The organism is Flavimobilis sp. BM9, from assembly GCF_058313055.1.
On sequence record NZ_JBZEMO010000004.1, the window covers coordinates 1 to 25,041 of the forward strand.

The 25,041-nt window shown below is 71.0% G+C and carries 20 protein-coding genes and 1 tRNA gene; 12 read left to right on the forward strand and 9 right to left on the reverse strand.

Annotation, left to right across the window (positions count from 1 at the left end; genetic code table 11):
- The first annotated feature begins 110 nt into the window (after nt 1-110).
- The 3 genes from AC4F3Q_RS07875 (at nt 111) to AC4F3Q_RS07885 (ending at nt 6,096) form a co-directional block, all read left to right on the forward strand.
- A complete protein-coding gene (locus AC4F3Q_RS07875) occupies nt 111-2,120 on the forward strand; it encodes a bifunctional copper resistance protein CopD/cytochrome c oxidase assembly protein (RefSeq protein WP_491039480.1) in 2,010 nt (669 codons plus the stop codon).
- Nucleotides 2,121-2,668: 548 nt separating this feature from the next.
- The gene (locus AC4F3Q_RS07880) at nt 2,669-4,351 is read left to right on the forward strand and encodes a carboxypeptidase regulatory-like domain-containing protein (protein ID WP_491039481.1); all 1,683 of its coding nucleotides are present in this window, start codon (nt 2,669-2,671) and stop codon (nt 4,349-4,351) included.
- 80 nt (nt 4,352-4,431) lie between these two features.
- Nucleotides 4,432-6,096 (forward strand): MSCRAMM family protein, encoded by a 1,665-nt coding sequence (locus tag AC4F3Q_RS07885; RefSeq protein ID WP_491039482.1) that lies wholly within the window; start codon nt 4,432-4,434, stop codon nt 6,094-6,096.
- Nucleotides 6,097-6,170: 74 nt separating this feature from the next.
- Here AC4F3Q_RS07885 and AC4F3Q_RS07890 read toward each other — a convergent pair whose 3' ends face one another.
- The 5 genes from AC4F3Q_RS07890 to AC4F3Q_RS07910 form a co-directional block, all read right to left on the reverse strand.
- Nucleotides 6,171-6,923, reverse strand: a complete 753-nt coding sequence (locus tag AC4F3Q_RS07890) for a heme ABC transporter ATP-binding protein (RefSeq protein ID WP_491039771.1) — start codon at nt 6,921-6,923, stop codon at nt 6,171-6,173.
- A 95-nt stretch (nt 6,924-7,018) separates the two neighbouring features.
- Nucleotides 7,019-8,140: a FecCD family ABC transporter permease gene (locus AC4F3Q_RS07895; protein WP_491039483.1), complete on the reverse strand. Its 1,122-nt coding sequence runs from the start codon at nt 8,138-8,140 to the stop codon at nt 7,019-7,021.
- Nucleotides 8,137-9,171 (reverse strand): heme/hemin ABC transporter substrate-binding protein, encoded by a 1,035-nt coding sequence (locus tag AC4F3Q_RS07900; RefSeq protein ID WP_491039484.1) that lies wholly within the window; start codon nt 9,169-9,171, stop codon nt 8,137-8,139. The genes AC4F3Q_RS07895 and AC4F3Q_RS07900 overlap by 4 nt, the downstream gene beginning before the upstream one ends.
- Nucleotides 9,164-10,009, reverse strand: a complete 846-nt coding sequence (locus AC4F3Q_RS07905) for a hypothetical protein (RefSeq protein ID WP_491039485.1) — start codon at nt 10,007-10,009, stop codon at nt 9,164-9,166. The genes AC4F3Q_RS07900 and AC4F3Q_RS07905 overlap by 8 nt, the downstream gene beginning before the upstream one ends.
- Nucleotides 10,010-10,095: 86 nt before the next feature.
- Nucleotides 10,096-10,776 (reverse strand): biliverdin-producing heme oxygenase, encoded by a 681-nt coding sequence (locus AC4F3Q_RS07910; RefSeq protein ID WP_491039486.1) that lies wholly within the window; start codon nt 10,774-10,776, stop codon nt 10,096-10,098.
- A gap of 167 nt (nt 10,777-10,943) precedes the next feature.
- Here AC4F3Q_RS07910 and AC4F3Q_RS07915 point away from each other — a divergent pair, with 167 nt between their 5' ends.
- Entirely contained in the window at nt 10,944-11,516 is a 573-nt protein-coding gene (locus AC4F3Q_RS07915) for a DinB family protein (RefSeq protein ID WP_491039487.1), read from the forward strand.
- 54 nt (nt 11,517-11,570) lie between these two features.
- Here AC4F3Q_RS07915 and AC4F3Q_RS07920 read toward each other — a convergent pair whose 3' ends face one another.
- Complete coding sequence (locus AC4F3Q_RS07920) at nt 11,571-12,266, reverse strand: TetR/AcrR family transcriptional regulator (RefSeq protein ID WP_491039488.1); 696 nt, start codon at nt 12,264-12,266, stop codon at nt 11,571-11,573.
- 523 nt (nt 12,267-12,789) lie between these two features.
- Here AC4F3Q_RS07920 and AC4F3Q_RS07925 point away from each other — a divergent pair.
- Together AC4F3Q_RS07925 and AC4F3Q_RS07930 are read left to right on the forward strand one after the other, a co-directional pair.
- Nucleotides 12,790-13,905 (forward strand): pirin family protein, encoded by a 1,116-nt coding sequence (locus AC4F3Q_RS07925; protein WP_491039489.1) that lies wholly within the window; start codon nt 12,790-12,792, stop codon nt 13,903-13,905.
- Nucleotides 13,906-14,008: 103 nt separating this feature from the next.
- Nucleotides 14,009-15,142 (forward strand): acyltransferase family protein, encoded by a 1,134-nt coding sequence (locus tag AC4F3Q_RS07930; RefSeq protein WP_491039490.1) that lies wholly within the window; start codon nt 14,009-14,011, stop codon nt 15,140-15,142.
- Here the strand turns inward: AC4F3Q_RS07930 and AC4F3Q_RS07935 are convergent.
- A complete protein-coding gene (locus AC4F3Q_RS07935) occupies nt 15,121-15,612 on the reverse strand; it encodes a DUF4395 domain-containing protein (protein ID WP_491039491.1) in 492 nt (163 codons plus the stop codon). The two genes, AC4F3Q_RS07930 and AC4F3Q_RS07935, sit on opposite strands and share 22 nt — an antisense overlap.
- 133 nt (nt 15,613-15,745) lie before the next feature.
- Between AC4F3Q_RS07935 and AC4F3Q_RS07940 the strand changes: the two genes are divergently transcribed.
- Nucleotides 15,746-16,357 (forward strand): class I SAM-dependent methyltransferase, encoded by a 612-nt coding sequence (locus AC4F3Q_RS07940; RefSeq protein ID WP_491039492.1) that lies wholly within the window; start codon nt 15,746-15,748, stop codon nt 16,355-16,357.
- Here AC4F3Q_RS07940 and AC4F3Q_RS07945 read toward each other — a convergent pair.
- Nucleotides 16,309-17,346 (reverse strand): LacI family DNA-binding transcriptional regulator, encoded by a 1,038-nt coding sequence (locus AC4F3Q_RS07945; RefSeq protein ID WP_491039493.1) that lies wholly within the window; start codon nt 17,344-17,346, stop codon nt 16,309-16,311. The genes AC4F3Q_RS07940 and AC4F3Q_RS07945 overlap by 49 nt on opposite strands.
- A 138-nt stretch (nt 17,347-17,484) precedes the next feature.
- On the opposite strand from AC4F3Q_RS07945, the gene AC4F3Q_RS07950 reads away from it, so the two are divergent.
- From AC4F3Q_RS07950 to AC4F3Q_RS07970, 5 genes are all read left to right on the forward strand, one after another.
- Nucleotides 17,485-18,795 carry an extracellular solute-binding protein gene (locus AC4F3Q_RS07950; protein WP_491039494.1) on the forward strand — a complete coding sequence of 437 codons (1,311 nt, stop codon included), beginning with the start codon at nt 17,485-17,487 and terminating at the stop codon, nt 18,793-18,795.
- A 9-nt stretch (nt 18,796-18,804) separates the two neighbouring features.
- The gene (locus AC4F3Q_RS07955; RefSeq protein ID WP_168448204.1) at nt 18,805-19,824 is read left to right on the forward strand and encodes a carbohydrate ABC transporter permease; all 1,020 of its coding nucleotides are present in this window, start codon (nt 18,805-18,807) and stop codon (nt 19,822-19,824) included.
- Nucleotides 19,824-20,717 carry a carbohydrate ABC transporter permease gene (locus tag AC4F3Q_RS07960; protein WP_491039495.1) on the forward strand — a complete coding sequence of 298 codons (894 nt, stop codon included), beginning with the start codon at nt 19,824-19,826 and terminating at the stop codon, nt 20,715-20,717. Before AC4F3Q_RS07955 ends, AC4F3Q_RS07960 begins: the two co-directional genes overlap by 1 nt.
- A 146-nt stretch (nt 20,718-20,863) precedes the next feature.
- A complete protein-coding gene (locus AC4F3Q_RS07965) occupies nt 20,864-23,236 on the forward strand; it encodes a beta-xylosidase/alpha-l-arabinosidase (protein ID WP_491039772.1) in 2,373 nt (790 codons plus the stop codon).
- The gene (locus tag AC4F3Q_RS07970) at nt 23,233-24,801 is read left to right on the forward strand and encodes a glycoside hydrolase family 43 protein (RefSeq protein WP_491039496.1); all 1,569 of its coding nucleotides are present in this window, start codon (nt 23,233-23,235) and stop codon (nt 24,799-24,801) included. Before AC4F3Q_RS07965 ends, AC4F3Q_RS07970 begins: the two co-directional genes overlap by 4 nt.
- Before the next feature lie 101 nt (nt 24,802-24,902).
- Here AC4F3Q_RS07970 and AC4F3Q_RS07975 read toward each other — a convergent pair.
- A tRNA-Gly gene (locus AC4F3Q_RS07975) sits at nt 24,903-24,973 on the reverse strand.
- Between the last annotated feature and the right edge of the window lie 68 nt (nt 24,974-25,041).

Consider the following 25,041-nt stretch of genomic DNA (forward strand, 5'->3'; position numbering starts at 1 on the left):
GGAGACGGGGTGGGAGAGTAGGACGCCGCCGGACAACCATTCACCAAAGGCCCACCCCGATCGGGGTGGGCCTTTGGCGTACCCAGACAACCCCGGCCTAGGCTGAACAGGTGCAGCAGACACAAGCCCCCGCCCCCACGGCACACGAGCCACAGCGCACCCGCTACGCGATCAGCATCGGCGCCGCGGTCGCCACCGGGCTGCTGCTTGTCCTGCTCGCCGGAAGCACCACCGGAGTCTTCGACCCCGCGGTCATCGCCGACCCAGGCGCACTCGTCCGCTGGTCCCTTCCTCTCGTCAGCGTCACCGGGGAGCTCGCCGCCGCGCTCACCATCGGTGCCCTCGTCGCAGTCGTGTTCCTCCTCGGCGACGACGCCGACCGCAGCCGCGCACTCCTGGCCGCGGCCGCTGGCGGCAGCCTGTGGGCCCTCACCTCCGTCGCCGACACCCTCCTCACGTTCACCGACGTGCTAGGCGGACAACCTTCCGACGGGGCCTACGGGGCCCAGCTCGCATCCTTCCTCACCGGAGTGCCGCTCGGGCGCGTGCTCCTCGCGATCACCCTCATCGCCGGCGCCGTAGCCATTCTGGCGATCATCGTGCGCACCCCCACCGGGGCCGCATGGACGCTTGCCCTCGCCGCGACCGCCCTGGCGCTCCGGTCCCTCACCGGCCACTCCGCCGGCGCATCCGGTCACAACATCGCCGTGTCCGCGATGTTCCTCCACCTCGTGGGGGCCGCCACGTGGGTCGGTGTGATGCTCGCACTCGCCGCCGTACGCGCAGCAGGCGGCCTGCGCGGCCCCGCCCTGGCCGACGCGATCAGCCGGTTCTCACCGGTAGCCGCCTGGTGCCTCGTCATCGTCGGCTACTCCGGTGTCGCGAGCGCCGTCGTCCGCCTCGGCGGCTTCAGCGACCTCGGGACAAGCTATGGACGGCTCGTCATCGTCAAGGTCCTGCTGATCGCCGGGATCGGGGTCCTCGGTCTCCTGCACCGCAGGGCGCTGCTCGCCCGGAGTGTCGCAGGCACGCTCGCTCGCGAGGGCCTCACGTTCTGGCGGCTCGTGACGGTCGAGCTCGTGCTCATGGGCGCCGTCGTCGGCGTGGCCTCCGCGCTCGGATCCTCGAGCCCTCCCGTGCCCGACGAGCCCCGCGCAGGCCTCACGCCCGCCGAGGTCATCACCGGCGAACCGCTGCCGCCAGAGCAGACCTCCGCGACCTGGTTCACCCAGTGGCGCTGGGACGTGCTCATGACGCTGCTGATCGGCGCAGCGCTCGTCGTCTACATCCGGTGGGTCCTGCGCCTGCGCCGTCGCGGCGACCGCTGGCCCTGGGGGCGCACCGCTGCATGGTCGACCGGCATGGTCGTCATGCTCTGGGTGACCTCAGGCGGCGCGGCCGTCTACGGGCATGTCCTCTTCAGTGCGCACATGGTGCAGCACATGGTCATGGCCATGGTCGTCCCGTTGTTCCTCACCCTCTCCGCGCCCGTGACGCTGGCCCTTCGAGCGCTGCCCAAGCGGCACGACGGCTCCCGGGGCCCCCGCGAGTGGCTCCTCGTCCTCGTCCAGTCACGCTGGGGCGCGTTCTTTGCGAACCCCCTCGTCGCCGCGACCAACTTCGCCGGCTCGATGATCCTGTTCTACTTCACCGACCTGTTCGAGTGGTCGCTGACGACGCACGTCGGGCACATCGCGATGATCGTGCACTTCACGCTCGCCGGATACCTCTTCGCCAATGCGCTCATCGGCGTCGACCCAGGTCCCCAGCGTCCCGGATACCCGATGCGCCTGCTCCTGCTCTTCGCGACCATGGCGTTCCACGCGTTCTTCGGCGTCACGCTCGTGACGAGCGAGGTGCTGCTGGTGCCCGAGTGGTTCGGCCTGCTCGGCCGCACCTGGGGTGACTCGGCGATCGCGGACCAGCAGGTCGGTGGTTCGATCGCGTGGGGGATCGGGGAGATCCCCACGATGGTCCTCGCGGTCGTCGTCGCCGTGCGCTGGGCCAAGGATGACGAGCGCGCCGCCCGTCGGCGCGACCGTCGCATCGAGACACGCGGGGACGTGGAGCTCGACGACTACAACGCGATGCTCGCGAAGCTGGCCGAGCGAGACCGCTGAGCACCGGATCGCGGATGACGTCGTGAGCAGCACCCGCGATGCCACCGGATGGCCCAGGCAGGGCGGTCACCGGGTGGCGTGAGCGCGACTCATAGTGAGGCGCGACCTACTCAGGTACCGAGAGGATCCCCGAGACTACGCCAGTCAGGACGTCGAGGTCCGTCACGAACTCGCGTGCCAGAACGTCCTCCGCAGGCGACGCGCCCTCCGACGCTGGGGCCGTCGAGTCCATGGGTACCTCACTCTCATGATGGCGTCCCTGACGGGACCAGGGACGCGGGAGAGTCTCTCAAGGCGCACGGCGGAGTCCAAGGTGCCGTCACCCTGGGCGAGGCGGCGACCATCCTGGCGCTCACCCCAGCGAGTGCGAACCGTTCGCGCTCAGGCGCATCGGCGACACGCTGTTGGCCCGACGTCGAGCAACCCTCGACGTCTCGACGCACGGCGAGGGTAGGCGGGACCGGCACGCTCGGCTACCATCGCCATGGGGCAGGTGGTAGGGCGAGAACGGACTCGTGCGGGCGGCCCTCTGACAGGGGAGAGGCTCGATGAGACGGACAATTCTTGCAGGGGCTGCTGCGATCGCTGTGGCTGCAGCCGGTCTCGTGGCGGCACCCGCCGGTGCCGCGGACGTGACACCGCTCGAGGTCGTCGTGACCAACAGGGGCGGCGGTCCTCTGGATGGCGCCAAGGTCGCCGTCCGCCAAGGTGGGGCAGTCGTCGCCTCTGGGGAGTCCGACGCGCGTGGGCGGCTCACGACGAACCTCCCGACCGGCACGTACCAGGTCACGGTGACCTTCGCCGACGGGTGCGTAGCCATCGCGCCTGGTGTGTCCGACGTCGTGCTCACGGCAGGCTCGACGCAGCGCCTCAACCTCGCCCTCGACGGCCCCAGCGTGGTGTCCGGGCGTGTGACCTCCAAGCAGGTGCCCGCTCCCGGTGCTCCGATCTACATGGGGTCCTCCGACCAGTTCGAGGTGGCGAAGGCGGATGCGGACGGGTGGTATTCCTTCACCCTGTGCGACGACTCCGAGGAGTTCGACGGAGGCGTGCTGTCGGCCGACTGGGGCACGGGCTCGAACTCCCCGCTCACCTACAGCGGCCCGACCGGCCGCAGTGCAGACGCAACTCCGGTGAGTTACGAGCGCGACAGCTGGGCCGAGCGAGACTTCGAGCTGTACTCGTCGCTCGGCGAGATCAAGGGCAAGGTCGTCGACTCGAAGGGCAGGCCCGTCGCGGGCGTCTGGGTCGAGGCCAAGGCCACCGACCGGGATGCGTTCGGCGTCAGCACCGGGAAGACGGCGGCTGACGGCACCTACCGGATCCCCGGACTCCCGCACGGTAGCTACAAGGTCAAGTCGCGCAAGGGTGCAGCCGAGCGCTCCGTCGCGGTCAAGGTGACGACCGGCAGGACGGGCACCGCGAACATCAAGCTGCCTCCGGGCACCATCCCGGGGAAGATCAGCGCCAAGATCTCCGTCCCCAAGCAGATCGAGGAGCACGTTCAGACCGGTGTGACCGTGAAGGACTCGAAGGGGCGAACCGTCGGCGACTACGGACAGTTCCACAACGGCAAGACCACCGTGAGCTACCTCGCGCCAGGCCGCTACCGCGTCTACCTGGACGGAACCGGCATCTCCAAGCAGGTCAAGGTCACCAAGGGGAAGACGACTCGTATCTCGTTCAAACGACCCGTGGGCACCAAGATCACCGGCACGGTCCGCTGGGCCAACGGCAAGGCATTCGCGAAGCGCTCCCTCATCGCCTACGACTCCCGCGGCACAGTGCTCGCCACGGTGAAGACCAACGCGCGCGGCGAGTACACCATCCGTGGTGCGATGCCCGGCAAGTACCGGATCAGAGCCTGGCACGCCGAGAGCGACCTGGGTCGAGGCGCGACCGTCACGGTGAAGAAGGGCAAGAACGCGAAGGCGAGCTGGCGCTTCGTCAAGACCGGCACGATCACCGGCACGGTGCTCAACTCGCAAGGTTCGCCGGCGAGAGGTGTGGAGGTTGCCGCCTACGACTCTCGAGGCCACGAGGTCTCGATCAGCCTCGGACACACGGACGACCAGGGGCGCTACTCCCTCAAGGTGAAGCCGGGCAAGCTCACGCTGCGAACCGTCGACCCGACGGATGGCGGCATCGGCTACTTCCACGGCAAGGGCAAGGTCACCGCCAAGAAGGGCACAACGGTCGCGGCCCCGACGATCACGGTCAAGGGACCCTGATCCAGGACAAGGATGCTTGAGGCGTGTGAAGGGCGTGGAGCCACAGCTCCCCGCCTCGAAGGAAGACTAGGGGGAAGCTGATGAGACGGAAGATCCTGGCGGCTCTGGCCATCGTGGCCGTGGTACTGACCGGGGTGGCTGCCGCACCTGCAGGGGCGGCAGACGTGGCGCCTCTCGAGGTCGTCGTGACCAATCGTGGCGGCGGCCCGCTCAAGGGCGCCGAGGTGACGGTCACGCGCGGTCGTGAGGTTGTCGCCACAGAGGTCGCGGACGCTCACGGAAGCGTCAAGGTGCCCTTGGCCGCAGGCGACTACACAGTGAGGGCCACGTTCGACTCGGTGTGCGTCACGACCTCGCCGGCCGCGGCGAGCGTCCAGCACGTCGCGGGCGTCGCGAGCCGTGCTGCCCTGACGATCGACGGCGTCAGCGTGATCACCGGGCGCCTCACCGCAGACGGAGCTCCGGCCGTCGGTGCCCTGGTGAGCGCCTCAGGCGCTGGGAAGTATCGAGACCTCGGTGCGGTCGACTCGGACGGCCGGTTCGCCTTCGAGGCGTGCCCGGGCGAGCCGTACCAGGTGTGGGGGGAGAGGCCCGCCACGAGCGCCGGGTACTTCACGACCTACCTGGGCGGCGTGACCCGGGAAGCCGACGCGGCAACCGTCTCGGTCCCGGCCGACAGCGTCGCGACCGTGGACATCCCGATGTTCACCCAGGTCGGATCCATCAGCGTGAAGGTCGTCGACGCCAAGGGCACACCTCAGCCGGACACGCGGATCACGGTGCACGGGGTCGACCGGAACTTCTACCTCCGCAAGCGCACCGACAGGAACGGTAACGTCCGTCTCGACGGCATGCTGCGCGGGACCTACACGGTCGGCAGATACAAGACCGTCACGGTGACCCCGAAGAAGACCAGCAACGTCACGATCAACGTGGATGAGAAGTGGGGCACGGTCAAGGTCACGGTCAAGGCCCCCGCGAAGCTGTCCAAGAAGGTCAGCCTCGACGCCACGGTGAAAGACTCGAAGGGCGTGACGGTCGGTACGTACCACCCGTCGAAGCGGGGGACCACGAACATCTCCGACCTGCCTGCGGGCAAGTACCGCGTGATCCTCGGCGGCACGAACATCTCGAAGAAGATCACGGTCAAGCGCGGGAAGACGACGAGGGTCTCCTTCACTCGGCCTCTCGGGACCACGATCACGGGCACGGTCCGCAAGGCGAACGGAAAGCCCTTCAAGGGCAAGGTCCGCGTCTCCGACGGATATGGCACCTACCTCGGGGCCGTCACCACGACGTCGAAGGGCAGGTACACGCTCAAGGGGGCCGTCAAGGGGCGGTACGTCGTCAGCGCGACAGGCAAGGACCGCACGGGTAAGACCCGCGCTGTGACGGTCAAGAAGGGGAAGACAGCCAAGGTCGATCTCCGCTTCGCCAAGACCGTGACACTCGCGGGCAAGGTCGTCACCGACACCGGGATGCCTGCCGCAGAGGTCGGAGTCACGCTCGTCGACAGCTGGGGTCAGTGGTCGTGGAACGTCGCCACCACGGACGTGAACGGCCGCTACGAGATCAAGGTCGTCCCAGGGAAGTACACGATCCACCTCAAGGACGCGAGCGAGCAATGGGCGTGGGACGACGAGTGGCTCGGAGGTGGCTACTTCCACGCGACGTCGAAGTCGCCGGTGACCGTGAAGGCGGGCAAGACGACGGCTGCGCCGACAATCACGGTCAGAACGAGATGACCTCGGCCGGCCGGGCGTCGGCCCACTGACGTCGCGGAGGGCGGGGAGCCGCAGCTCCCCGCCCTCCCGTCATGTCAGCGACGCGGCAGGATGATCGGAGCGCCCCCGCGCGGGTGCTCGAGCACCTCGACCGGGTGCTCGTAGACCTCCGAGAGCAGCTCCGGCGTCAGGACCTCGCCCGGGATGCCGTCGCCGACGACCCGGCCGCCCGCGAGGATCGTCACCCGGTCGGCGTACGCCGCCGCGAGACCGATGTCGTGCACGACGACGACCACCGCGCCGCCAGCACGGGCGTGCGTGCGAGCGAGCGTGAGGACCAGCTCCTGGTGCCGCAGGTCGAGGGCCGCCGTCGGCTCGTCGAGCAGCAAGAGCTGCGTGCGCTGTGCGAGCACGCGAGCGAGCGCCGCACGCGCCCGCTCGCCCCCCGACAACGTCGTGAAGCTGCGCGTCGCGAGGTGCGCGACGTCCGTCGCCTCGAGCGACGCGGCGACGATCGCGTCGTCGTCCTCCTCGAGGGGGGTCGCGCGCCACGGTGAGCGACCCATCTCGACGACCTCGCGGACCGTGAAGGGGAAGGACACCGCCACGTCCTGCGTGAGGACGGCGCGCCGCAGGGCGAGGTCCGTCGTCGACCACGAGGAGAGGGGAACGCCGTGGACCATGACATGGCCCGACGACGGCCTGCGGTCGCCCGTCAGCACACCCAGCAACGTCGACTTGCCCGCGCCGTTCGGACCCACGAGCGCACGCACCTCGCCCGCCCGCACCGCCAGGCTCGCACCGTCGAGGATCGACGAGCCGCCCAGCGTCAGGTGAGCGTCGCGCACCTCGGCGAGAACCTCCCCGACCGGGAGACGCTCAGGCAGCCGCGGACGGCGCGGCCGCAGCCAGACGGTGTCGAGGAACGTCCCGACGACGCCGCTCACGCCCAGCCCCCCTGCGACGTACGCGTGCGACGCAGGAGCCAGAAGAAGAACGGACCCCCGACGAGCGACGTGAGCATGCCCAGCGGCAGCTCCGCGTGCGCGATCGCGGTCCGCGCCACCAGGTCCGCGACGACGAGGACGAGCGCGCCGCCGAGCGCCGAGCCCGGCACGAGAAAGCGGTGCCCAGGACCCGCGACCATCCGCACCACGTGCGGGACGACGAGTCCGACGAACGCGATGATGCCCGTGAACGCCACGCCCGCAGACGTCAGCAGAGCGACGATGAGGATCACGACCTGCCGCAGCCGCTCGACATCGACCCCAAGGTGACGGGCCGCGCGCTCACCGAGAGACAGCAGGTCCAGCTTGCGGCGCAGCATCATCGCCGCGACGAGCCCGATCGCCACCATGGGAGCGACGATCGCGACCGAGCGCCACGTCGCACCGTTGAGAGACCCCAGCTGCCAGAACACGATCTGCTCGCGCGCCGACGGCGACGCGATGAACACGAGGAACGCGAGCACCCCTGACGTGAACGCGTTGATCGCGACACCCGTCAGGACAAGGGTGACGACCTCTGTCCGCCCGTTCGCCCGCGCGAGCGCATACACGACGAGCGTCGTGACGAGCCCGCCGACGAACGCCGCCGCAGCAACAGCCAGCGACCCGGAGAGCGCACCGCCCGCCATCGGGAGCACGATCACCGTGCACGCACCGACCGCAGCACCCGACGAGATGCCGATGACGCCAGGCTCCGCGAGCGGGTTGCTGAACACGCCCTGCATGAGCGCGCCCGCGCAGCCGAGCGCTGCGCCGACGAGGACGCCGAGGGTGATCCGCGGGAACCGCGCGACCCACAAGGTGTTCTCGCCCTGCGGGTGCGCGGGGAGCGTCCCCAGGTCGAGACCGAGACGATGGAGCACCGAGCCGAGCACCTCGGCCGGAGTGACCGGCGTCTGGCCTGACACGGCAGAGACGAGGGCGGCCGCGACGAGCGCGACGACGAGGCCCACGAGGAGCACGATCCCGCGCGCAGGACGGGTCGGCTCGATCAGCGCTGCGGGAGCGTCGACGCCGGAGCCGGTCGTGTCTGCGGCGGGAGCCGGGCGGACGCTCATCGGTACAGCGCGTTCGCGAGGTGGGTGATCGTGCCCGCGGTCGACGGCCCGAAGGACAACAGCTGCGTGTCAGGCGCGTCGATCACGCGCCGGGTCGCGGCCGCGGGCGTCTGGCCGATGCCCGGGATCCCGAGCAGCGCGTCGACACCACCGACGGACTCGAGGCCCGCGCTCATGACGAGCAGGACGTCCGGTGCGGCGTTGATCATCCCCTCGCTCGTGATGGGCGTAAAGCTGCGGTCCAGGCCGATCGCCGTGCCAGCATCCTCCGCGCCGACCGCCTCGATCATCGCGTCGGCACCCGAGCCGGGCCCGCCCAGCAGGTAGACGCCTGCCGTGCCGCGCACGTAGAGGAACGCGACGCGCGGCCCCGACCCGTCCGCCGGGGCGAGCGCGCGTGCCTCGGCGATCTCGGCGTCGGTCCTCGCGATCAGCTCCTCGCCCGCGGCGGGGACGCCGAGCGCGGCCGCCACGGCGCGGATGTGGTCGTCGATGCCCGCAAGAGTGCGCTCCGGGTCGAGGAAGACCACCGGGATGCCGGCGGCCCGCAGCTGGTCGAAGACCTCGGGCGGGCCGATCGAGGTGTCGGTGAGCACCACGGTGGGGTCGAGCGCGAGAATCGACTCGACGTTCAGCGCGTGGCTCGAGCCCGTGACGACCGGCAGGTGCTCGGCCTCCTCGAAGCCGCTCGCGACGTCCCGCCCGATGACGTTGCCGCCCATGCCGAGGGAGAAGACGATCTCGGCGAACGTGCCGTACAGGTCGACGGCGAGGATGCGGCTCGCGTCGGTGACGGTGACCTCGACGCCGTCGGCAGACGTGACGGTCGCCGGGAGCGTGGGGGTCGGGGTCGCCAGCGGGCGCACCGGGTCGGCGAGCGCCTCGATCGTGCGTGGTCCCGTCGGGCCCGAGGTGGTACCTGTCTGCTCGCTCGCTGGGGTCGCGCCGGCGGCGCCGCAACCCGCGGCGAGCGCGCAGACCGCGATCGCGGCGAGGGCCGCGCGCAGCCGCGCCGTCGTGCGCTCACGCATCGCGGTCCCCGTCGTCCACGGGCGGTGCATCGCCGGGAGTCGCTGCGGTGCGCCGTCGCGCGAGGAGGAACGCGATGCCGCCGAGGACGACGACCGCGCCGACCCCGCCCCACACGAGCGGAGCACCGCCAGCGGCGCTGTCGGCGGACGTGGCGCTCGAGGTCGCGGGGACCGGGGACGCGGACGACACCGCGGGACCTTCGGTCGTCGGCGGTGCGGTCTCGGCGGCGTCGGCCGTCCCTGCCGGCGCCGTCGTCGCGTCGGTCGGCTCAGCGGCGCCGGGCGCGGCGAACGTCAGCGGGATGCGCACGTCGGCCGAGCGGTTGTCGATCCGCGTGTGGTCGGCGAAGGTCGCGAGGACGCAGCCGTCCGGCGCGGCCGCCTCGTCGAGGCAGTCGGTCAGGTTGTCCTGCGCGACGACCGTCGTCGTCAGCTCGAACGACCCTTCGGGGCCGAACGGCTGCGCGAGGTCCTTGCCGTACGACGGCGGGTTCGAGGAGAACCAGCCGCTCGATCCGGTCGTGCCCGCCATGTCGACGCCCCCGAGGCACGGCGTCGGCCGCTTCTCTGGGCCGTTGTCGACGCAGACGGCGACGTAGATGCCGATGGACTCGTCGAAGCCCTCGCCGGTGACGGTGACCTCGGCGCCGGTCGGGTCGAGGCCGGTCGCGCGGGTCACCGTGACATTCTGGCCCTCCGGTCCCTCGCCCGACACGGGGCCATCGGCGCCGTGGGCTCCCGGTGCGACGGCGAGGAGGCCGAGCGTCGCGACCGCGGTCACGAGGGCGCGGCGGAGCGGCAGCCGGAGGCCGGCTGCGGGCACGGGGGTGCTGAGCATCGAAGGGGTTTCCTCGTCGGCGCGGAGAGAGGCAGGTTGCGGCGAAGTAAGGATAGCCTTTGTCGCACGCCGACGGGGTGGCCGTCTCAGAGGTGAATGTCACCCAGCTGGGCGAAGAGCGCCTGGTTGAGACGGAACGCTTCCTGTGCCTCCGCGACGACCGCTGCGCGACCCTCGTCGTCGAACCGGATCGCGTCGAGCCGCTCGCGATAGACGTCCTTGAAGACCTTCGCCTTCTCGATGCCCTCGAAGCGGTAGAAGGAGACCCCTGCATCGCCGAGGCCGTAGTGGCGCTGCAACATCGTGCGGATGATCTGGCCGCCGGAGAGGTCACCGAGGTAGCGGGTGTAGGCGTGCGCGGCGTACCGGGGGAGGGAGTCGATCGCGTCGAGGCGGGCGACGTACTGCGCGGTCGCTGGCAGGACGGTGATCTTCTCGGTCCAGTCGGCACCGAAGAGGTGCTCGAGGTCCTGCTCGATCTGCGGTGTGCGCTCGAGCTCGGCGAACACGATCTCGGCTGCCGCACCCTCGGGGGTCGCGGCGATGCGGGCGCTCGCGGCTTCGAGGGCGCCGTAGATCGCGAGCTGTTGCGCTGCCAGGTCGGCGTAGGCGGCCTTGCCGCGCTCGCCGAAGCCGCCGGACATGAGGGTCTCGATGAAGCCCATCGTCTCGGCCTCGCGGTGGACTTGGCGGGTGCCCTCGCGCAGCAGGGCCGAGAGGGTGGCGCGGTCCGTCGCGGTCGTGACGGTGGGAGCGGTGGCGGTCACTGAGGGTCTCCAGTGCGGTCGTCGAGGCCGGCGCGGCCGTTCGGGTGTGCTGACGGAACGTCATGACACACTGACACCTCACCATACGTAGTTAGGTATGCCTACCCTTGTTCACACGGTGAGACGGACCCTGGCGCTCGCCCAGTCGCACGTGGTTACGCTCGACCATGGACACGACACCCGACACGCCCGCGGAGCCCTACGTCGCCGCAGTCGAACCCGACGTGAAGGACTGGACCTGGGTGCTGCGCGAGACGTGCCCCGAGTGCGGCTTCACCGCCGCAGACGTCGACCCGCGCACCGTGCCAGACCTCGTCCCCGCACAGATCGCGTTCTGGCGTCGAGTCCTCGTCGACCCGCGCGTCACCGAGCGGCCCGCGCCCGACGTGTGGTCACCCCTCGAGTACGCCTGCCACGTGCGCGACGTCTACGACATCTTCGGCACCCGCGTCGAGCTCATCCGCGACGAGGACGACCCGACGTTCCGCAACTGGGACCAGGACGAGGCCGCCATCGCCGGCCGCTACCGTGAGCAGCGCCCGCTCGTCGTCGCCGACGAGCTCACCGAGAGCGCCGCCGCCCTCGCCGCCATCGTTCAGTCGCTCCCCGAGGACGCGTGGGACCGGCGCGGCGAGCGGTCGAACGGCTCGCCCTTCACGACGGCGACGCTCCTGCAGTACTTCCTGCACGACGTCGTGCACCACGTCCACGACGTCCGGCAGCAGCTCGGGGACGTCTGACGGACGCAGCCCGGCCCCGGCTGTGCGGTCGGGGCCGTCTCGGCGAGAGCGCCGTCAGTGGTGGAAGGGGCAGCCGGCCGGGCCGGTCGGCGCAGGGCGCATGGTCGCCCCCGACAGGGCCGGCTCGTCGTCCACGGCGACCCCAGAGCTCGCAGACGCAGGCGGGACACCGATCGCGCGGAGCACGAACTCCTCCGTCGCGCGCGTCGCGACCGCACGGGACGCGTCGTCGTGCCCGAGCGTGCGGCCTGACAGGCAGGCGTTCACGAGCGCGACCGTGACGCTGAGGTCCTGCGGCGGGAACGCGCGACGCTCGATGCCGGTGCCGATGATCCGCTTGAGGATGCCCTCGACCATGTCGGCGTGCTCCCGGAGCTGGTGCTGCGTCCCGCGGGAGACGACCGTGCGCAGGTCCGGCCCGGGCGCGAGGTGGAACACGCGCTTGAGGCGCATCTGCGCGCGGACGTACGTGCGCAGCTGGTCGACAGGGTCGTCGACGTTCTCGAGCTCACGCTCGAGGCTCGCGACGTACTGCTCGGTCTCATGGTTGATGAACCCGACGAGCAGCGACTCCTTGTCGGGGAAGTGGTTGTAGACGGCCGTGCGCCCGATCTTGGCCGCCTGGGCGATCTGCGCGAGCGTGATCGAGTCGAAGCCGCGGTCGTCCATGAGGGTGGCAAGGGCGGTGAACAGCTTGTTGCGGGTCTGTTCGCGGTGCTCAGCGAGCGAGCCACCGATGATCTTGGGCATGGTGACATTCTGCCACCACTGTGTCATCACATGTGCCATCCGGGCTGTGGCGGTCCACACCCTCGGACGGGCATCCACAGTGTGAACACCTGGCGTCGAGTTATCCACAGATCTGCTCCACAGGGGTGTGCACCCCGCGAGATATCCAGGGTCCCGCCTGTGGACAGGGCTGTGGGTTGCGCACACCCCAAATGACAAGGGGATGAAGCCTTGCCGACGGCACCCGAGAGGAATAGGAAAGGAGAGAACTGCACCCCCAGGTCTTCCGGAAAACGGACGGGTCGGCGCGCCACGCGCCACGATCGACGACAGCCCACCCGAGCCCGGAAGGCCGACCGCAGCACCGGCACCGAAGGCGGACACGCCGCGGAGCCATGTGCACGACCACTCGTCGAACGGCCCCAGGCCGAGGTCGTGCGGTCCGACGGAGCCCCGCGAACCGCGGGGCTCCGTCCTTGCAGACGCGCGGCACGAGCGCCCACGATCCTCGCCACGACGCCCCCGCAGGCCTAGGCTCAGGCCCGTGAGCGACGTCGACCGCGGGCCCGGGAGCGAGGAACCCGCACCTGTGGCACCCGCTCCGCCCGTCCCGCGCCGCAGGTCGGCACGACCCGGCCTCACCGACGGAAGCCCGAGCCGCCCGGGCAGCCGCGCCGTGCGACCACCCGCACCCGAGCCGGTCACCGACCACGCCCCGCCCGAGCTGCTCACGCCTGCGGGAGCGGGCCGTGCGCGCACGCTCCCCGGACCGCGCAGGCGCGTCGGGCCCTGGTGCTTCGTCGAGCACCTCGCCGCCGAGGAGCGGACGGACCAGCGCCCGGCGCTCGACGTCCCGGTCCACCCCCACACCGGGCTCCAGCTCGTCACGTGGATCTTCTCCGGAGCGATCGAGCACCGGACCTCCGCGGCGCCGAACGCCGTCGTCCGGGCCGGCGAGCTGTCGCTCCTCACCGCAGGCCGCGGCGCCTCGCACGGGCTCGCCGACGCCCCCGACGACGCGAGCGGCGACGGCTCCCGAACCCCGCTCCGCGCCGCTCGCCTCGCGTCGCTCCTCCCGCCGGGCACCCTCGACATCCCCGCGCGCCTCGAGCACCACACCGACCTGCCGACGCTCGCCGAGGGCGGAGTCCGGCTCACCGTCGCGATCGGAACCGCCTGCGGGATCACCTCGCCCGCGACGACGCACCGGCCCCTCGTGTGCGCCCAGCTCGAGCTCGCCGCCGGCTCGCACATCGCCCTGCCCCTCGACCCCACCTTCGAGCACGGACTCCTCGTCGACGACGGCGCCGTCACGGTCGACGACGCGCACGCGACCGTCGCGGAGCTCGTCGTCCTGCCCGCAGGCCGCACCTACGTGCGCCTCACCGCAGGCGACGCGCCCACCCGGCTCCTCATCCTCGGCGGACCGCCCGCAGGCGACGAGACCGTGCTGTGGTGGGGGCTCGCCGCACCCGACCACGAGGGCATCGCGACCGCCCGCGCCGACTGGGCAGCGCAACGCACCCGCCGCGCCCACGGCGCGGACCCGACCGCGAGGTTCGGCCGGGTCGACGACGGCGCCGCGCCCGCCACCGCCCCCGACCTCGCAGGCATCCGCCTCCGGGTGCCCGGCCCGCGCGGCCCACGCCCCCGCGACTGAGACGCCCCAGGGCCCTGGCACCGGCCGCGCGCCCGAGGGACGGCCGTCCCCGGAGGCCGCGTAACGCCGGGACAACGCGGCCCCCCGCTGCCAGAGTGTCTCTGTGACCACCACTCCCGCGACGCGTGACCGGTTCGCCGACCTCATGCGCACCGCCGCTCTCGGCGCCGTCATCCTCGGGCACTGGACCATGGCGGCCGTCCGCCCCGACGACGACGAGGTGCTCCGCGTCGGCAACGTCCTGAGCGACGCCCCGTGGCTGTGGCCCGTGACGTGGGTGCTCGTCCTGATCCCCCTGTTCTTCTTCGTCGGCGGGTTCTCGAACGCGACGAGCCTCGCCCGGGCGCGTGCCCGCGGGCGCACCGACCGGGCCTGGGTCCGCGGACGTGTGGTCGGTCTGCTGCGTCCCGTCGCGCCGTTCGTGCTCGTCGTCCTCGCCGTCGTCGCGGCAGCCCTGGCCCTCGGTGCGCCGCGCACGCTCACGCTGACCGTCGCCGTCGTCGTGCTCATGCCCATGTGGTTCGTCGCGGTCTACACCGTCCTCGCCATGCTGACGCCGACGATGCTGCGGCTCGACGAGCGCTTCGGCATGCGCGTCCCGGTGGTGATGGCGCTCGGCGCGATCGCCGTCGATGCCGTGCGCATCCTCACCGACGTGCCGCTCACCGGGTACGCCAACTACGTGCTCGTGTGGGGCCTCGCTCAGCAGCTCGGCTTCGCGTACCGCGACGGGCGCCTGCTGCGGCTCCCGCGGCGCACCGTCGTCGTGTGGTTCGTCCTCGCGCTCGCGGCCATGGCCGCCGCTGCGGCCTCACCGTGGTGGGCCGAGTCGATGGTCGGGACCGCGGGGCAGCGGTCACCCATGAACCCGCCGAGCACCCTGGCGATGCTGCACGTCCTCGTGCAGGTGGCGGGCGTGCTCCTGCTGCGACCCGTCATCGTGGGGCGTCTCGATGGGCCGCGCCTCGCGCCCGTCCTCGACCGGGCTGCCGCGCTGTCGATGCGCGCGTTCCTGTGGCACCTGCCCGTCGTCGTCGTGCTCACGGGGGCGTGGGTCGCGGCCGGGCTGACGCTGCCAGAGCCCGGGAGCGCGACCTGGTGGTGGACGCGCCTGCCGTACCTCGCGGTGCTCGCGGCAGCGCTCTGGCTCGTCCTCGCCGCGGGTGACCGCCTCCGCGGCTCACGCGCGCGCGGCCGGGCCGCGGCACCCGAGGCTCAGGCGGCGGACGCCGGCTGACGCAGGCGGATGTCGTTGCACGCCTCGCACACCGACTCAGGGATGAGGCCGACCGACTGCAGGCGGCCGAAGATCCAGCACCCGAGGCAGAACGCGAGCGCGGACTCGAGCGTCGCGGCGACGACGACGAGGCCGACGAGCACCCAGGCGACCGTCGGGGCTCCCGACGCGTACGCGACGAGCGCACCGACCGTGAGCGTCGCGCCGATCCCCTGCGCGAAGCGCTTGGGCGGGCCGGGGACGAGGCGCGGGGCCCCGAGCCGGGGTGCGATCACGCGCTGCGCGAGCCACCCGAGGACCGACAGACGCGGTCCCGCGAGCACGCGGCCGAGGAACCCGGCCGCGAGGACCGCGAGCACGATCCACGACTGCGTCACGAGCGTCGTGACCGCAAGCACGACGACGCCGGCCGCGACGGTGCGCGCCGCGAGCTCGTTGACCGGGTTGGGGAAGGAGAAGAAGGACCGCATGGGGCGAAGTGTGCGGCCCGGACGCGGCTCTGGCAAAGCCGGAGGACCTGTGTCCCAGCGTTCGGGCGCCGCCCGTGCGACGCTGGCTGCGGACGCGCGCCGTCGAGCGGCGCGCACGGACGAGGAGGACCTAGTGAGCCAGCGGACCCCGAGCCGGTGGGAGCAGATCGTCGCGGCCAACCCGGACCACTCGGCGTGGTACGTCGAACGGTTCCGCGCGATGGCAGCGCGAGGCGACGACCTGCACGGCGAGTCGCGTCTCGTCGACGCGATGGTGCCGCGCGGCTCGCGCATCCTCGACGCCGGCTCCGGCCCCGGGCGCGTCGGCGGCGAGCTGGCACGTCGCGGGCACACGGTCGTCGGCGTCGACGTCGACCCGGTGCTGATCGAGGCCGCACGCGCGGACCACCCGGACGCGACCTGGGTGGTCGACGACATCTGCGAGATGGACCTCCCGGCGCACGGGATCGACGAGGGGTTCGACGTCGTCGTCTCGGCGGGCAACGTCATGACGTTCCTCGCGGAGGGCACGCACGCGGCCGCGCTCGAGCGGATGAGGGCGCACCTGCGCCCGCGCGGACGCGTCGTCGTCGGCTTCGGGGCTGGGCGGGGCTACGAGGTGCGGGAGCTGCTCGCGGACGCGCGCGTGGCCGGTCTCGTGCCGGACCTCATGCTCGCGACGTGGGACCTGCGCCCCTACGAGTCGGACAGCGACTTCGTCGTCGCGGTGCTGCGCGCCGACTGAGGTCCCGTCGTCCCGCGGAGCACGAGCGACGTGGGCATCCGGACGTGCGTCGAGTCGAGGGCGCGGCCGCGGATGAGATCGACGAGGAGGTTGACGGCCGTCGCGCCCATCTGCTGGATGGGTTGGCGGATCGTCGTCAGCGGCGGGTTGCTGCGCGCTGCCTCGGGGATGTCGTCGAAGCCGATGACGGACAGGTCCCCCGGGATGTCGAGGCCCAGGTCCCGCGCGACCTCCATCGCGGCGAGCGCCGAGAGGTCGTTGGCCGCGAAGATCGCGGTCGGACGGTCGGCGAGCGTGAGCAGCTCGCGGGCGGGGCCGCGCGACGTCTCGACCCGGTAGTCGCCGGAGCGCACGAGCGACGGGTCCACCGTGATGCCCGCAGCGGTGAGCGCCTGGCGGTAGCCCTCCTCGCGGAGGCGGGACGACTCGAGGTCGTCACGACCGCTGAGGAAAGCGATGCGTCGGTGGCCGAGGCTGATCAGGTGCTCGGTCGCGGTCGCGGCGCCCGCGAGGTTGTCCGAGTCGACGGTCGGGATGCCGCCGGGGCCCGTGTGCGGGTCGATCGCGACGACCGGGATCGCCGCGTCCGCGTTGAGGACGGTCGGGGTGACGAGGATCGCGCCGTCGATGAGCGTGCCGCTCAGGCGGCTGAGATAGCGCTGCTCCCAGCCGACGCCGCCGCTGTGCTGACCTCCCGTGTAGGCGAGCAGCTCGTAGCCGGTGCCGGCGAGGACGCTCGAGGCGCCCTTGAGGATCTCGGTGCTGAAGGGCTCGAACTCGGCGACGAGGATCCCGATCACGTTGGTCTTGTGCGATCGCAGGCTGCGCGCGACGAGGCTCGACTCGTACCCAAGGTCCTCGATGACCTCCTTGACGCGCGCGGTCGTGCTCTGGGCGACGCCGTACCTGCTGTTGATCACCTTCGAGACGGTCGCGACCGAGACGCCAGCCGTCCGGGCGACGTCGGTGATCGTGACCCGCTGTGCCATGGGGCGACAGTACCGTATGTAAAACGTTATCGATAACGATTGACGGGATCATTCCGGACGTGCAAGTCTCGTGTCGACGCCCGCGGCCAACGATGGTCGGAGCGGCGATCAGTGCAACTCGACGGAGAGGACGAACTGATGCGTGCACACAAGCTCTTGGGCGCAACGGCCGCGGTCGCCGCGCTCGCGCTCGGGCTCACTGCCTGCGGAGGCAGCGACAACCCGGACAGCACGACCGGCGGAGGCGGAAGCGGTGGCGGCGACGTCACGCTGACCTTCTGGCACAACTCGACCACCGGTCCCGGCAAGGAGTACTGGGACAAGATGGCCGCCGACTTCACGGCAGCCAACCCCGGCATCAAGGTCGAGGTCCAGGCGATCCAGAACGAGGACATGGACGGCAAGCTCCAGACCGCCCTCAACTCAGGCGACGCACCCGACGTCTTCATGGCGCGCGGTGGCGGCAAGCTCGCCGACATCGTCGAGGCGGGCCAGGTCCTCGACATCACCAGCCTGATCGACGAGAGCGTCAAGACCGGTGTGGGTCCGGCGTTCGACGCGTTCACCGTCGACGGCAAGGTCTACGGCATGCCGACCGCGATCCTGCCGGGTGGCATGTACTACAGCAAGGACCTGTTCGAGCAGGCTGGCATCTCTGCGACCCCCACGAACTTCACCGAGCTCGCGGCCGCAGACGAGAAGCTCAAGGCGATCGACGTCGCCCCGATCGCGCTCGGCGGCAAGGCTGCCTGGCCGGCGGCGCACTGGTACTACTTCTTCGCGCTGCGCTCCTGCTCCAAGGAGGTCATGGACAGCCTCCCGGCCACGAAGGACTTCAGCGACCCGTGCTGGCTCGCAGCTGCGACCGCACTGAACGACTTCGCCAAGACCCAGCCGTTCAACGAGGGCTTCCTCACCACCGAGGCGCAGGGCAGCGCCGGCTCCTCGGCCGGCATGATCGCCAACCACCTCGCGGGCATGGAGCTCATGGGCGCGTGGAACCCCGGCGTCATCGCCGACCTGACCCCCGACAAGAAGCCGCTCGCGGACCTGGGCTGGTTCCCGTTCCCGGCGGTCGACGGCGGCAAGGGTGACCCGGCCGCCATGATGGGTGGCGTCGACGGCTACAGCTGCTCCGCCAAGGCTCCGGCCGAGGCCTGCGGCAAGTTCCTCAACTTCTTCATGTCGAAGGAGAACCAGGAGGCGTACGCCACCGCGTTCGTGACGCTCCCGGCGAACCAGGAGGCGCAGGGCGTCATCACCGACCCGGCTCTGAAGGACGTCCTCGCGTCCTACAACAAGGCGCCGTACGTCACCGTCTGGCTCGACACCCTGCTCGGCCAGAACGTCGGCAACGCGCTCAACGCGGGTGTCGTCGAGATGCTCGCGGGCAGCGGTTCGCCCGAGGGCGTCATCAAGTCCGTGACCGACGCGCTGGCCAAGGAGTAGTCAACAACCATGAGTGACACCTTGGGCGACAACACGCTCACCACGTCACCGCCCGAGGGTCGCTCGGCGGGCGGGGACGGTGCCCCCAAGGCACCGTCCCCGGCCCGCAGGCGCCGGGCCGGAGGTGCGGACTGGGCCAAGCGGCTGGAGATCGCTCTCCTCGCCGGCCCCGCCATCATCATGTTCCTGGCGTTCGTCATCTTCCCCGTGCTGATGGCGGCGTACTACGGGTTCTTCAAGTGGAAGGGCTTCGGTCCGCCCACAGACTTCGTGGGCCTGCAGAACTACCTGACGATCTTCCAGGACGCGAAGTTCCAGGACGCCCTGATGCACAACGGCTTCATCCTCGTGATGTCGCTCGTGATCCAGGGCCCGGCTGCGATCGCCCTCGCGCTGCTGCTCAACCAGCGCATGCGGGGCCGCTCCCTCGTCCGCGTCCTGATCTTCGTGCCGTACGTGATCTCCGAGGTCATCGTCGGCACGGGCTGGGGCCTGATGCTCAAGACGACGGGCGCGGTGAACCACTTCCTCGAACGGATCGGTCTACCCGACTGGACGGTCGAGTGGCTATCCGATCCCAAGGTCGCCATCTGGACACTGATGGTGATCATCTCCTGGAAGTACATCGGCTTCGCCGTGATCCTCTTCCTCGCGGGCCTGCAGTCGATCCCCGAGGAGCTGTACGAGGCCGCCGCGATCGACGGCGCGTCCTACTGGAAGATGCAGCGGAGCATCACCCTGCCGCTGCTCGGCCCGACGATCCGCATCTGGGCGTTCTTGTCGATCATCGGCTCGCTCCAGCTCTTCGACCTCGTCTTCATCATCTGGGGCCAGTACGTGGCCACGACCGCTGGCACCTCGACGATGGCGACCTACATGGTCGGCGAGGGGCGCCTGGCCGGGAACTACGGCTACGGCAACGCGGTCGCGGTCGTCCTGTTCGTCATCTCGCTCACGATCGCCTTGATCTACCAGCGCTTCGTGCTCCGTCGTGACACCGCCGGTGCGCTCACGGAAGGGAAGAAGTGATGTCCGCCAGCGTCACCACCGCGCCCCCGCTCCCCGCGAGCCGGCCCGCGCGCACGAAGAAGCAGAAGGGCGCGCGCCTGCACCGCAGCGGCCCCATGACCTACCTGATCGCGTTCCTCTTCGTGATGATCTGCATCGGACCGGTCTTCTACATCATCATCGGTGGCTTCCGGTCCAACTCGGAGATCACGACCGACCCGTCGGGCTTCCCCACGAAGTGGCACTGGGAGAACTACTCCAGCGTCCTCGAGAACGAGATCTTCTGGCGGCAGATGGGCAACTCGACCATCTCCGCGGTGGCCACCACGATCGGCGTCGTGATCCTCGGCGTCATGGCGAGCTACGTCATCGCCCGCTACAAGTTCCGGGGCGCCACGGCGATGTACTCGCTGTTCGCGGCAGGCCTCATGTTCCCGATGACGGTCGCGATCACCCCGCTGTACATCCTCGTGCGCAGCCTCGGCCTGATGGACACCCTCGCGGGCATCATCCTGCCGCAGATCGCGTTCGCGCTCCCGACGACGATCATCATCCTGGTGCCGTTCCTCCGGGCGATCCCGAACGAGCTCGAGGAGGCCGCGGCGATCGACGGCGCAGGCCGGCTCGGGTTCTTCTTCCGGATGGTCGTCCCGCTGTCGCTGCCGGGAGTGGTCACGGTCGGCATCCTCGCGTTCGTCGCGGCCTGGAACAGCTACATGCTCCCGCTGTTCATCCTCAGCAACGAGATGTCGTACACGCTCCCGCTCGGGGTGCAGTCGTTCGCGTCGCAGTACGCGGTCGACACGGCGCGCGTGCTCGCGTTCACCTCGCTGTCGATGATCCCTGCGCTCATCTTCTTCTCCCTCTTCGAGCGCCGGATCGTCGGCGGGCTCACGGGAGCCGTGAAGGGCTGACCGGATCGTGATCGTCGTCGCGCCCGGCCGGGGGGCGGGCGCGACGGCCAGCAGTCTCCTGCTCCTCTGCGCGTAAGGAAGTACCACCAGTGTTCGACGTCGTCCCTGCCGTCCCGGCGCTCGGCTCTGCCGACCAGGACGTCCCGATGCCCACCGTGTCCGACCGGGTCGCCGCCCTCGCGGCGCAGATGACCCTCGAGGAGAAGCTGGCCCAGCTCGTGGGCTACTGGCTCGACCAGAACGGCACCGTCGCCCCGATGCAGTCCGAGATGACGGCCGGCCAGGCGGACGGGGGGCTCCTCCCGGAGATCACCAAGCACGGTCTGGGCCACTACACCCGCGTGTACGGCACCCGGCCGGTCGACCCGGTCGAGCGGGCACGATGGCTGTGGGACGAGCAGCGGCGGCTGCGTCGCGAGACGCGGCTCGGCATCCCGGCGATCGTCCACGAGGAGTGCCTGACCGGGCTCGCCGCGTGGCAGGCGGCGACCTACCCGACGCCGCTCGCGTGGGGTGCGTCGTTCGACGCCGAGCTCGTCGAGGAGATGGCGACGCAGATCGGCGGGTCGATGCGCACCCTCGGCGTCCACATGGGGCTCGCGCCCGTCCTCGACGTGATCCGCGACCCGCGCTGGGGCCGGGTCGACGAGTGCATCGGCGAGGACCCGTACCTCGTCGGCGTCGTCGGCACCGCGTTCGTCAAGGGGCTCGAGTCGACGGGCGTCATCGCGACGCTCAAGCACTTCGTCGGGTACTCGGCGTCGGAGGCGGGCCGCAACCACGGACCGGTGAGCATGGGGCCGCGCGAGATCGCGGACGTGTACCTGCCGCCGTTCGAGATGGCGGTGCGCGACGGCGGAGCGCGCGCGGTCATGAACTCGTACTCGACGATCGACGGCATCCCCGTCGCGGCCGACGGCAAGCTGCTCACGGAGCTGCTGCGTGACCGCTGGGGCTTCGACGGCACGGTCGTCGCGGACTACTTCGCGGTCGCGTTCCTCGAGGTCATGCAGAAGGTCGCGGAGGACCGCGGCGAGGCCGCCGCGCTCGCGCTCGAGGCCGGCATCGACGTCGAGCTGCCGACCGGTGACGCCTACCTCGAGCCGCTCGCCGAGCGCGTGCGCACGGGGCAGCTCGACGAGCGCTTCGTCGACCGCGCGCTCCTGCGCGTGCTCGCTCAGAAGGAAGACCTCGGCCTGCTCGAGCCGGACGCGTTCGAGGACGAGCCGCCCACCTCGGTCGATCTCGACCCGGCGGAGCACCGTGCGCTCGCGCGCAGGCTCGCGGTGGAGTCGCTCGTGCTCCTCACGAACGACGGCACCCTCCCGCTGCGGTCCGCCCCCGCGCGGATCGCGGTCGTCGGCCCGAACGCCGACCGGTCGGCGGCGCTCATGGGCTGCTACTCGTTCGTCAACCACGTGCTCGCGCACCACCCGGGCACGCCTGACGGGATCGAGCTGCCGACCGTCGCCGACGCGCTCGCGGAGGCGTTCCCGCAGGCCGACGTCGTGCGGGCGGAGGGCTGCCCGGTCGAGGGTGACGACCGCTCGGGCTTCGCGGCCGCCCGCGAGGCGGTGCAGGGAGCCGACGTGGCGGTCGTCGTCGTCGGTGACCAGGCCGGCCTGTTCGGCCGGGGCACTGTCGGCGAGGGCAACGACGCGCAGTCGCTCGCCCTCCCGGGCGTGCAGCGCGAGCTCGTCGAGGACCTCGTCGCGACGGGCACGCCGGTCGTCCTCGTGGTCATCACGGGCCGCCCCTACGAGCTCGGCTGGGCGCTCGACGGCGAGGGCCCGCGCCCTGCCGCGGTGCTGCAGGCCTTCTTCCCCGGGGAGGAGGGCGGCCGCGCGGTCGCCGACGTCCTCACGGGCGCGGCCACCCCGTCCGGGCGCCTGCCCGTGTCCCTGCCGCGCACCGCAGGGGCGCAGCCGTACCGCTACCTGCAGCCCGTGCTCGGCGGGCCGTCCGACGTGACGTCGACGGACCCGACGCCTGTGCGCCCGTTCGGGTTCGGCCTGTCCTACACGACGTTCGCGACGACGGACCTCGAGGTCGACGCCGAGGCGCCGACCGACGGCGTCATCACCGTGGGCGTCACGGTCGAGAACACCGGCGACGTCGCGGGTGCGACGGTCGTCCAGCTCTACGGGCACGACGTCGTGGCGTCCTTGCCGCGCCCGGTCGCGCAGCTCCTCGCGTTCACGCGCGTCGCGCTCGAGGCGGGGGAGCGCAGACGTGTCACGATGCGCGTGCCGGCTGCCCGCTTCGCGTTCACGGGCCGTGACATGCGTCGCGGCGTCGAGCCGGGGACCGTCGAGGTGTGGGTCGCCGACCATGCCGGGGCGTCCGCACCGAAGGCGCTCGAGGACACGACGGGCGGCGCGATCGTGTCGTCCGCCGTCAACCGCAGGCACGAGGTGCCGGGCTCCGCGACCGAGCGCGCGACCGTCCGGCTGACGGGCTCGTTCCACGAGCTCACCGCCGACGACGCCCGCATCGTCGACGTCGAGGTGACCCGATGACGGTCGTCCACAACCCCGTCCTGCCGGGCTGCTACCCGGACCCGTCGATCTGCCGCGTCGGTGAGGACTTCTACCTGGTCACATCGACGTTCGAGTACCTGCCCGGCCTGCCGGTCATGCGCAGCCGCGACCTGGTGCGCTGGGAGCAGGTCGGCGCCGCCGTGACCGACCAGATCGACTACTCGGACGTGCCGTCGTCGGGCGCGCTGTATGCGCCGACGATCCGCCACCACGACGGCGTGTTCTACGTCGTGTGCACGTTCGTCGACCCGACCGACGACGCGCGCGGCGGCAACTTCCTCGTCACCGCGACCGACCCGGCCGGGCCGTGGTCCGACCCGGTGTGGCTCGACGTGGGCGGCATCGACCCGTCGATCTTCTTCGACGACGACGGCCGCGTCTGGATGCACGGCACGCGTCTCGTCGAGAAGGACCCGGAGTGGTTCCACCAGACGGAGGTGTGGATCCGTGAGTACTCGTTGACCGAGCAGAGGCTCGTCGGGCCCGAGCACGTCGTGTGGAACGGCGCCGTGAAGGGCGTGGTGTGGGCCGAGGGCCCGCACCTGTACAAGAAGGACGGCACGTACTATCTCGTGGCTGCCGAGGGCGGCACCGAGTTCCACCACGCCGTGTCCGTCGCGCGCGCGGAGAGCGTCACGGGTCCGTACACCGGCAACAAGGGCAACCCGATCCTCACGCACCGGCACCTCGGCCGCGGGAGCGAGCTCGTCGGCGTCGGCCACGCCGACCTCGTCGAGGCCGCGGACGGCTCCTGGTGGGCCGTGTGCCTCGGCATGCGTACGTACGGCGGCTACCACTACAACCTCGGCCGCGAGTGCTTCCTCGTGCCCGTCGTCTGGGAGGACGGCTGGCCCGTCCTCGCGCCCGGGCAGGGCCGCGTCCCGGAGCAGGTCGAGGTGCCGTTCGCCTTGGAGGGCCCGCTCGGCGTCGTGCAGGGCACGACGTCAGGCGTCGTCGCCCCGGGCGACCCGCGCTGGTGCGGTGTCCGTGCCTTGCCGCAGGACGTCGCGGCGCCCGACGGCGACCGCTGGACCCTGCCCGTGCGGCCGGAGCCGTTGACCGGCACGGGTGTGCCCGCGTTCCTCGGCGTGCGCCAGCAGCACCGCGACGTCGACATCACCGTGCAGGTCCGCGCCGAGCTCCCCGAGGGGGAGGAGGTCGGGATCGCCGTGCGGCAGTCGGAGAACGACCACGTCCGGCTCGGCCTCACGCGTCGCGCCGTCGGCCCGTGGATCGCGACCGTCATGCACCGTCGCCAGGGGAGCGACGAGGTGCTCGGCAGCGTGGACGTCGACCTGGTCGACGGCGCTGAGGTGGGTCTCCGCCTGCGCGCGCGTGGGCAGGACTATGCGTTCGAGGTGACGCGGCCCGGGGCCGACGGCGAGGTCGCGACGCTGCCTGTCGCGGTCGCGGACGGCCGCACGCTCGACTCCGTGGCCACGGGGGGCTTCCTCGGGCTGTGGGTGGGTGTCTACGCGACGTCGGAGGGACGGGCGACGCAGTCGCAGGCGACGGTCGGCCCGCTGACGTACGAACCGCGGTAGACGCCCGTCGTCTCGCCGACCCTCCTCCTCGGCGAGACGAAGAATGCGCGGTATCGGTCGCTGCGAGCGACCGATACCGCGCATTCTTGGTGGTGCTACCGAGCGGATGACGGGAATCGAACCCGCGCTATCAGCTTGGGAAGCTGAAGTTCTACCATTGAACTACATCCGCGTGACCCGCTCGTTCGACCGGGTGCACAGACGATCATACCCGGTCTGCCGGCCCGTGTCTGATACGCC

Excerpts from the sequence above, each read along its gene's own strand:
- AC4F3Q_RS07970 (WP_491039496.1), top strand. The coding sequence starts at position 23,233 with ATGACGGTCGTCCACAACCCCGTCCTGCCGGGCTGCTACCCGGACCCG.
- AC4F3Q_RS07920 (WP_491039488.1), bottom strand. The coding sequence starts at position 12,266 with ATGCCCAAGATCATCGGTGGCTCGCTCGCTGAGCACCGCGAACAGACC.
- AC4F3Q_RS07900 (WP_491039484.1), bottom strand. The coding sequence starts at position 9,171 with ATGCGTGAGCGCACGACGGCGCGGCTGCGCGCGGCCCTCGCCGCGATC.
- AC4F3Q_RS07945 (WP_491039493.1), bottom strand. The coding sequence starts at position 17,346 with ATGGCACAGCGGGTCACGATCACCGACGTCGCCCGGACGGCTGGCGTC.
- AC4F3Q_RS07915 (WP_491039487.1), top strand. The coding sequence starts at position 10,944 with ATGGACACGACACCCGACACGCCCGCGGAGCCCTACGTCGCCGCAGTC.
- AC4F3Q_RS07905 (WP_491039485.1), bottom strand. The coding sequence starts at position 10,009 with ATGCTCAGCACCCCCGTGCCCGCAGCCGGCCTCCGGCTGCCGCTCCGC.
- AC4F3Q_RS07950 (WP_491039494.1), top strand. The coding sequence starts at position 17,485 with ATGCGTGCACACAAGCTCTTGGGCGCAACGGCCGCGGTCGCCGCGCTC.
- AC4F3Q_RS07955 (WP_168448204.1), top strand. The coding sequence starts at position 18,805 with ATGAGTGACACCTTGGGCGACAACACGCTCACCACGTCACCGCCCGAG.
- AC4F3Q_RS07885 (WP_491039482.1), top strand. The coding sequence starts at position 4,432 with ATGAGACGGAAGATCCTGGCGGCTCTGGCCATCGTGGCCGTGGTACTG.
- AC4F3Q_RS07935 (WP_491039491.1), bottom strand. The coding sequence starts at position 15,612 with ATGCGGTCCTTCTTCTCCTTCCCCAACCCGGTCAACGAGCTCGCGGCG.
- AC4F3Q_RS07880 (WP_491039481.1), top strand. The coding sequence starts at position 2,669 with ATGAGACGGACAATTCTTGCAGGGGCTGCTGCGATCGCTGTGGCTGCA.
- AC4F3Q_RS07895 (WP_491039483.1), bottom strand. The coding sequence starts at position 8,140 with ATGAGCGTCCGCCCGGCTCCCGCCGCAGACACGACCGGCTCCGGCGTC.
- AC4F3Q_RS07965 (WP_491039772.1), top strand. The coding sequence starts at position 20,864 with ATGCCCACCGTGTCCGACCGGGTCGCCGCCCTCGCGGCGCAGATGACC.
- AC4F3Q_RS07960 (WP_491039495.1), top strand. The coding sequence starts at position 19,824 with ATGTCCGCCAGCGTCACCACCGCGCCCCCGCTCCCCGCGAGCCGGCCC.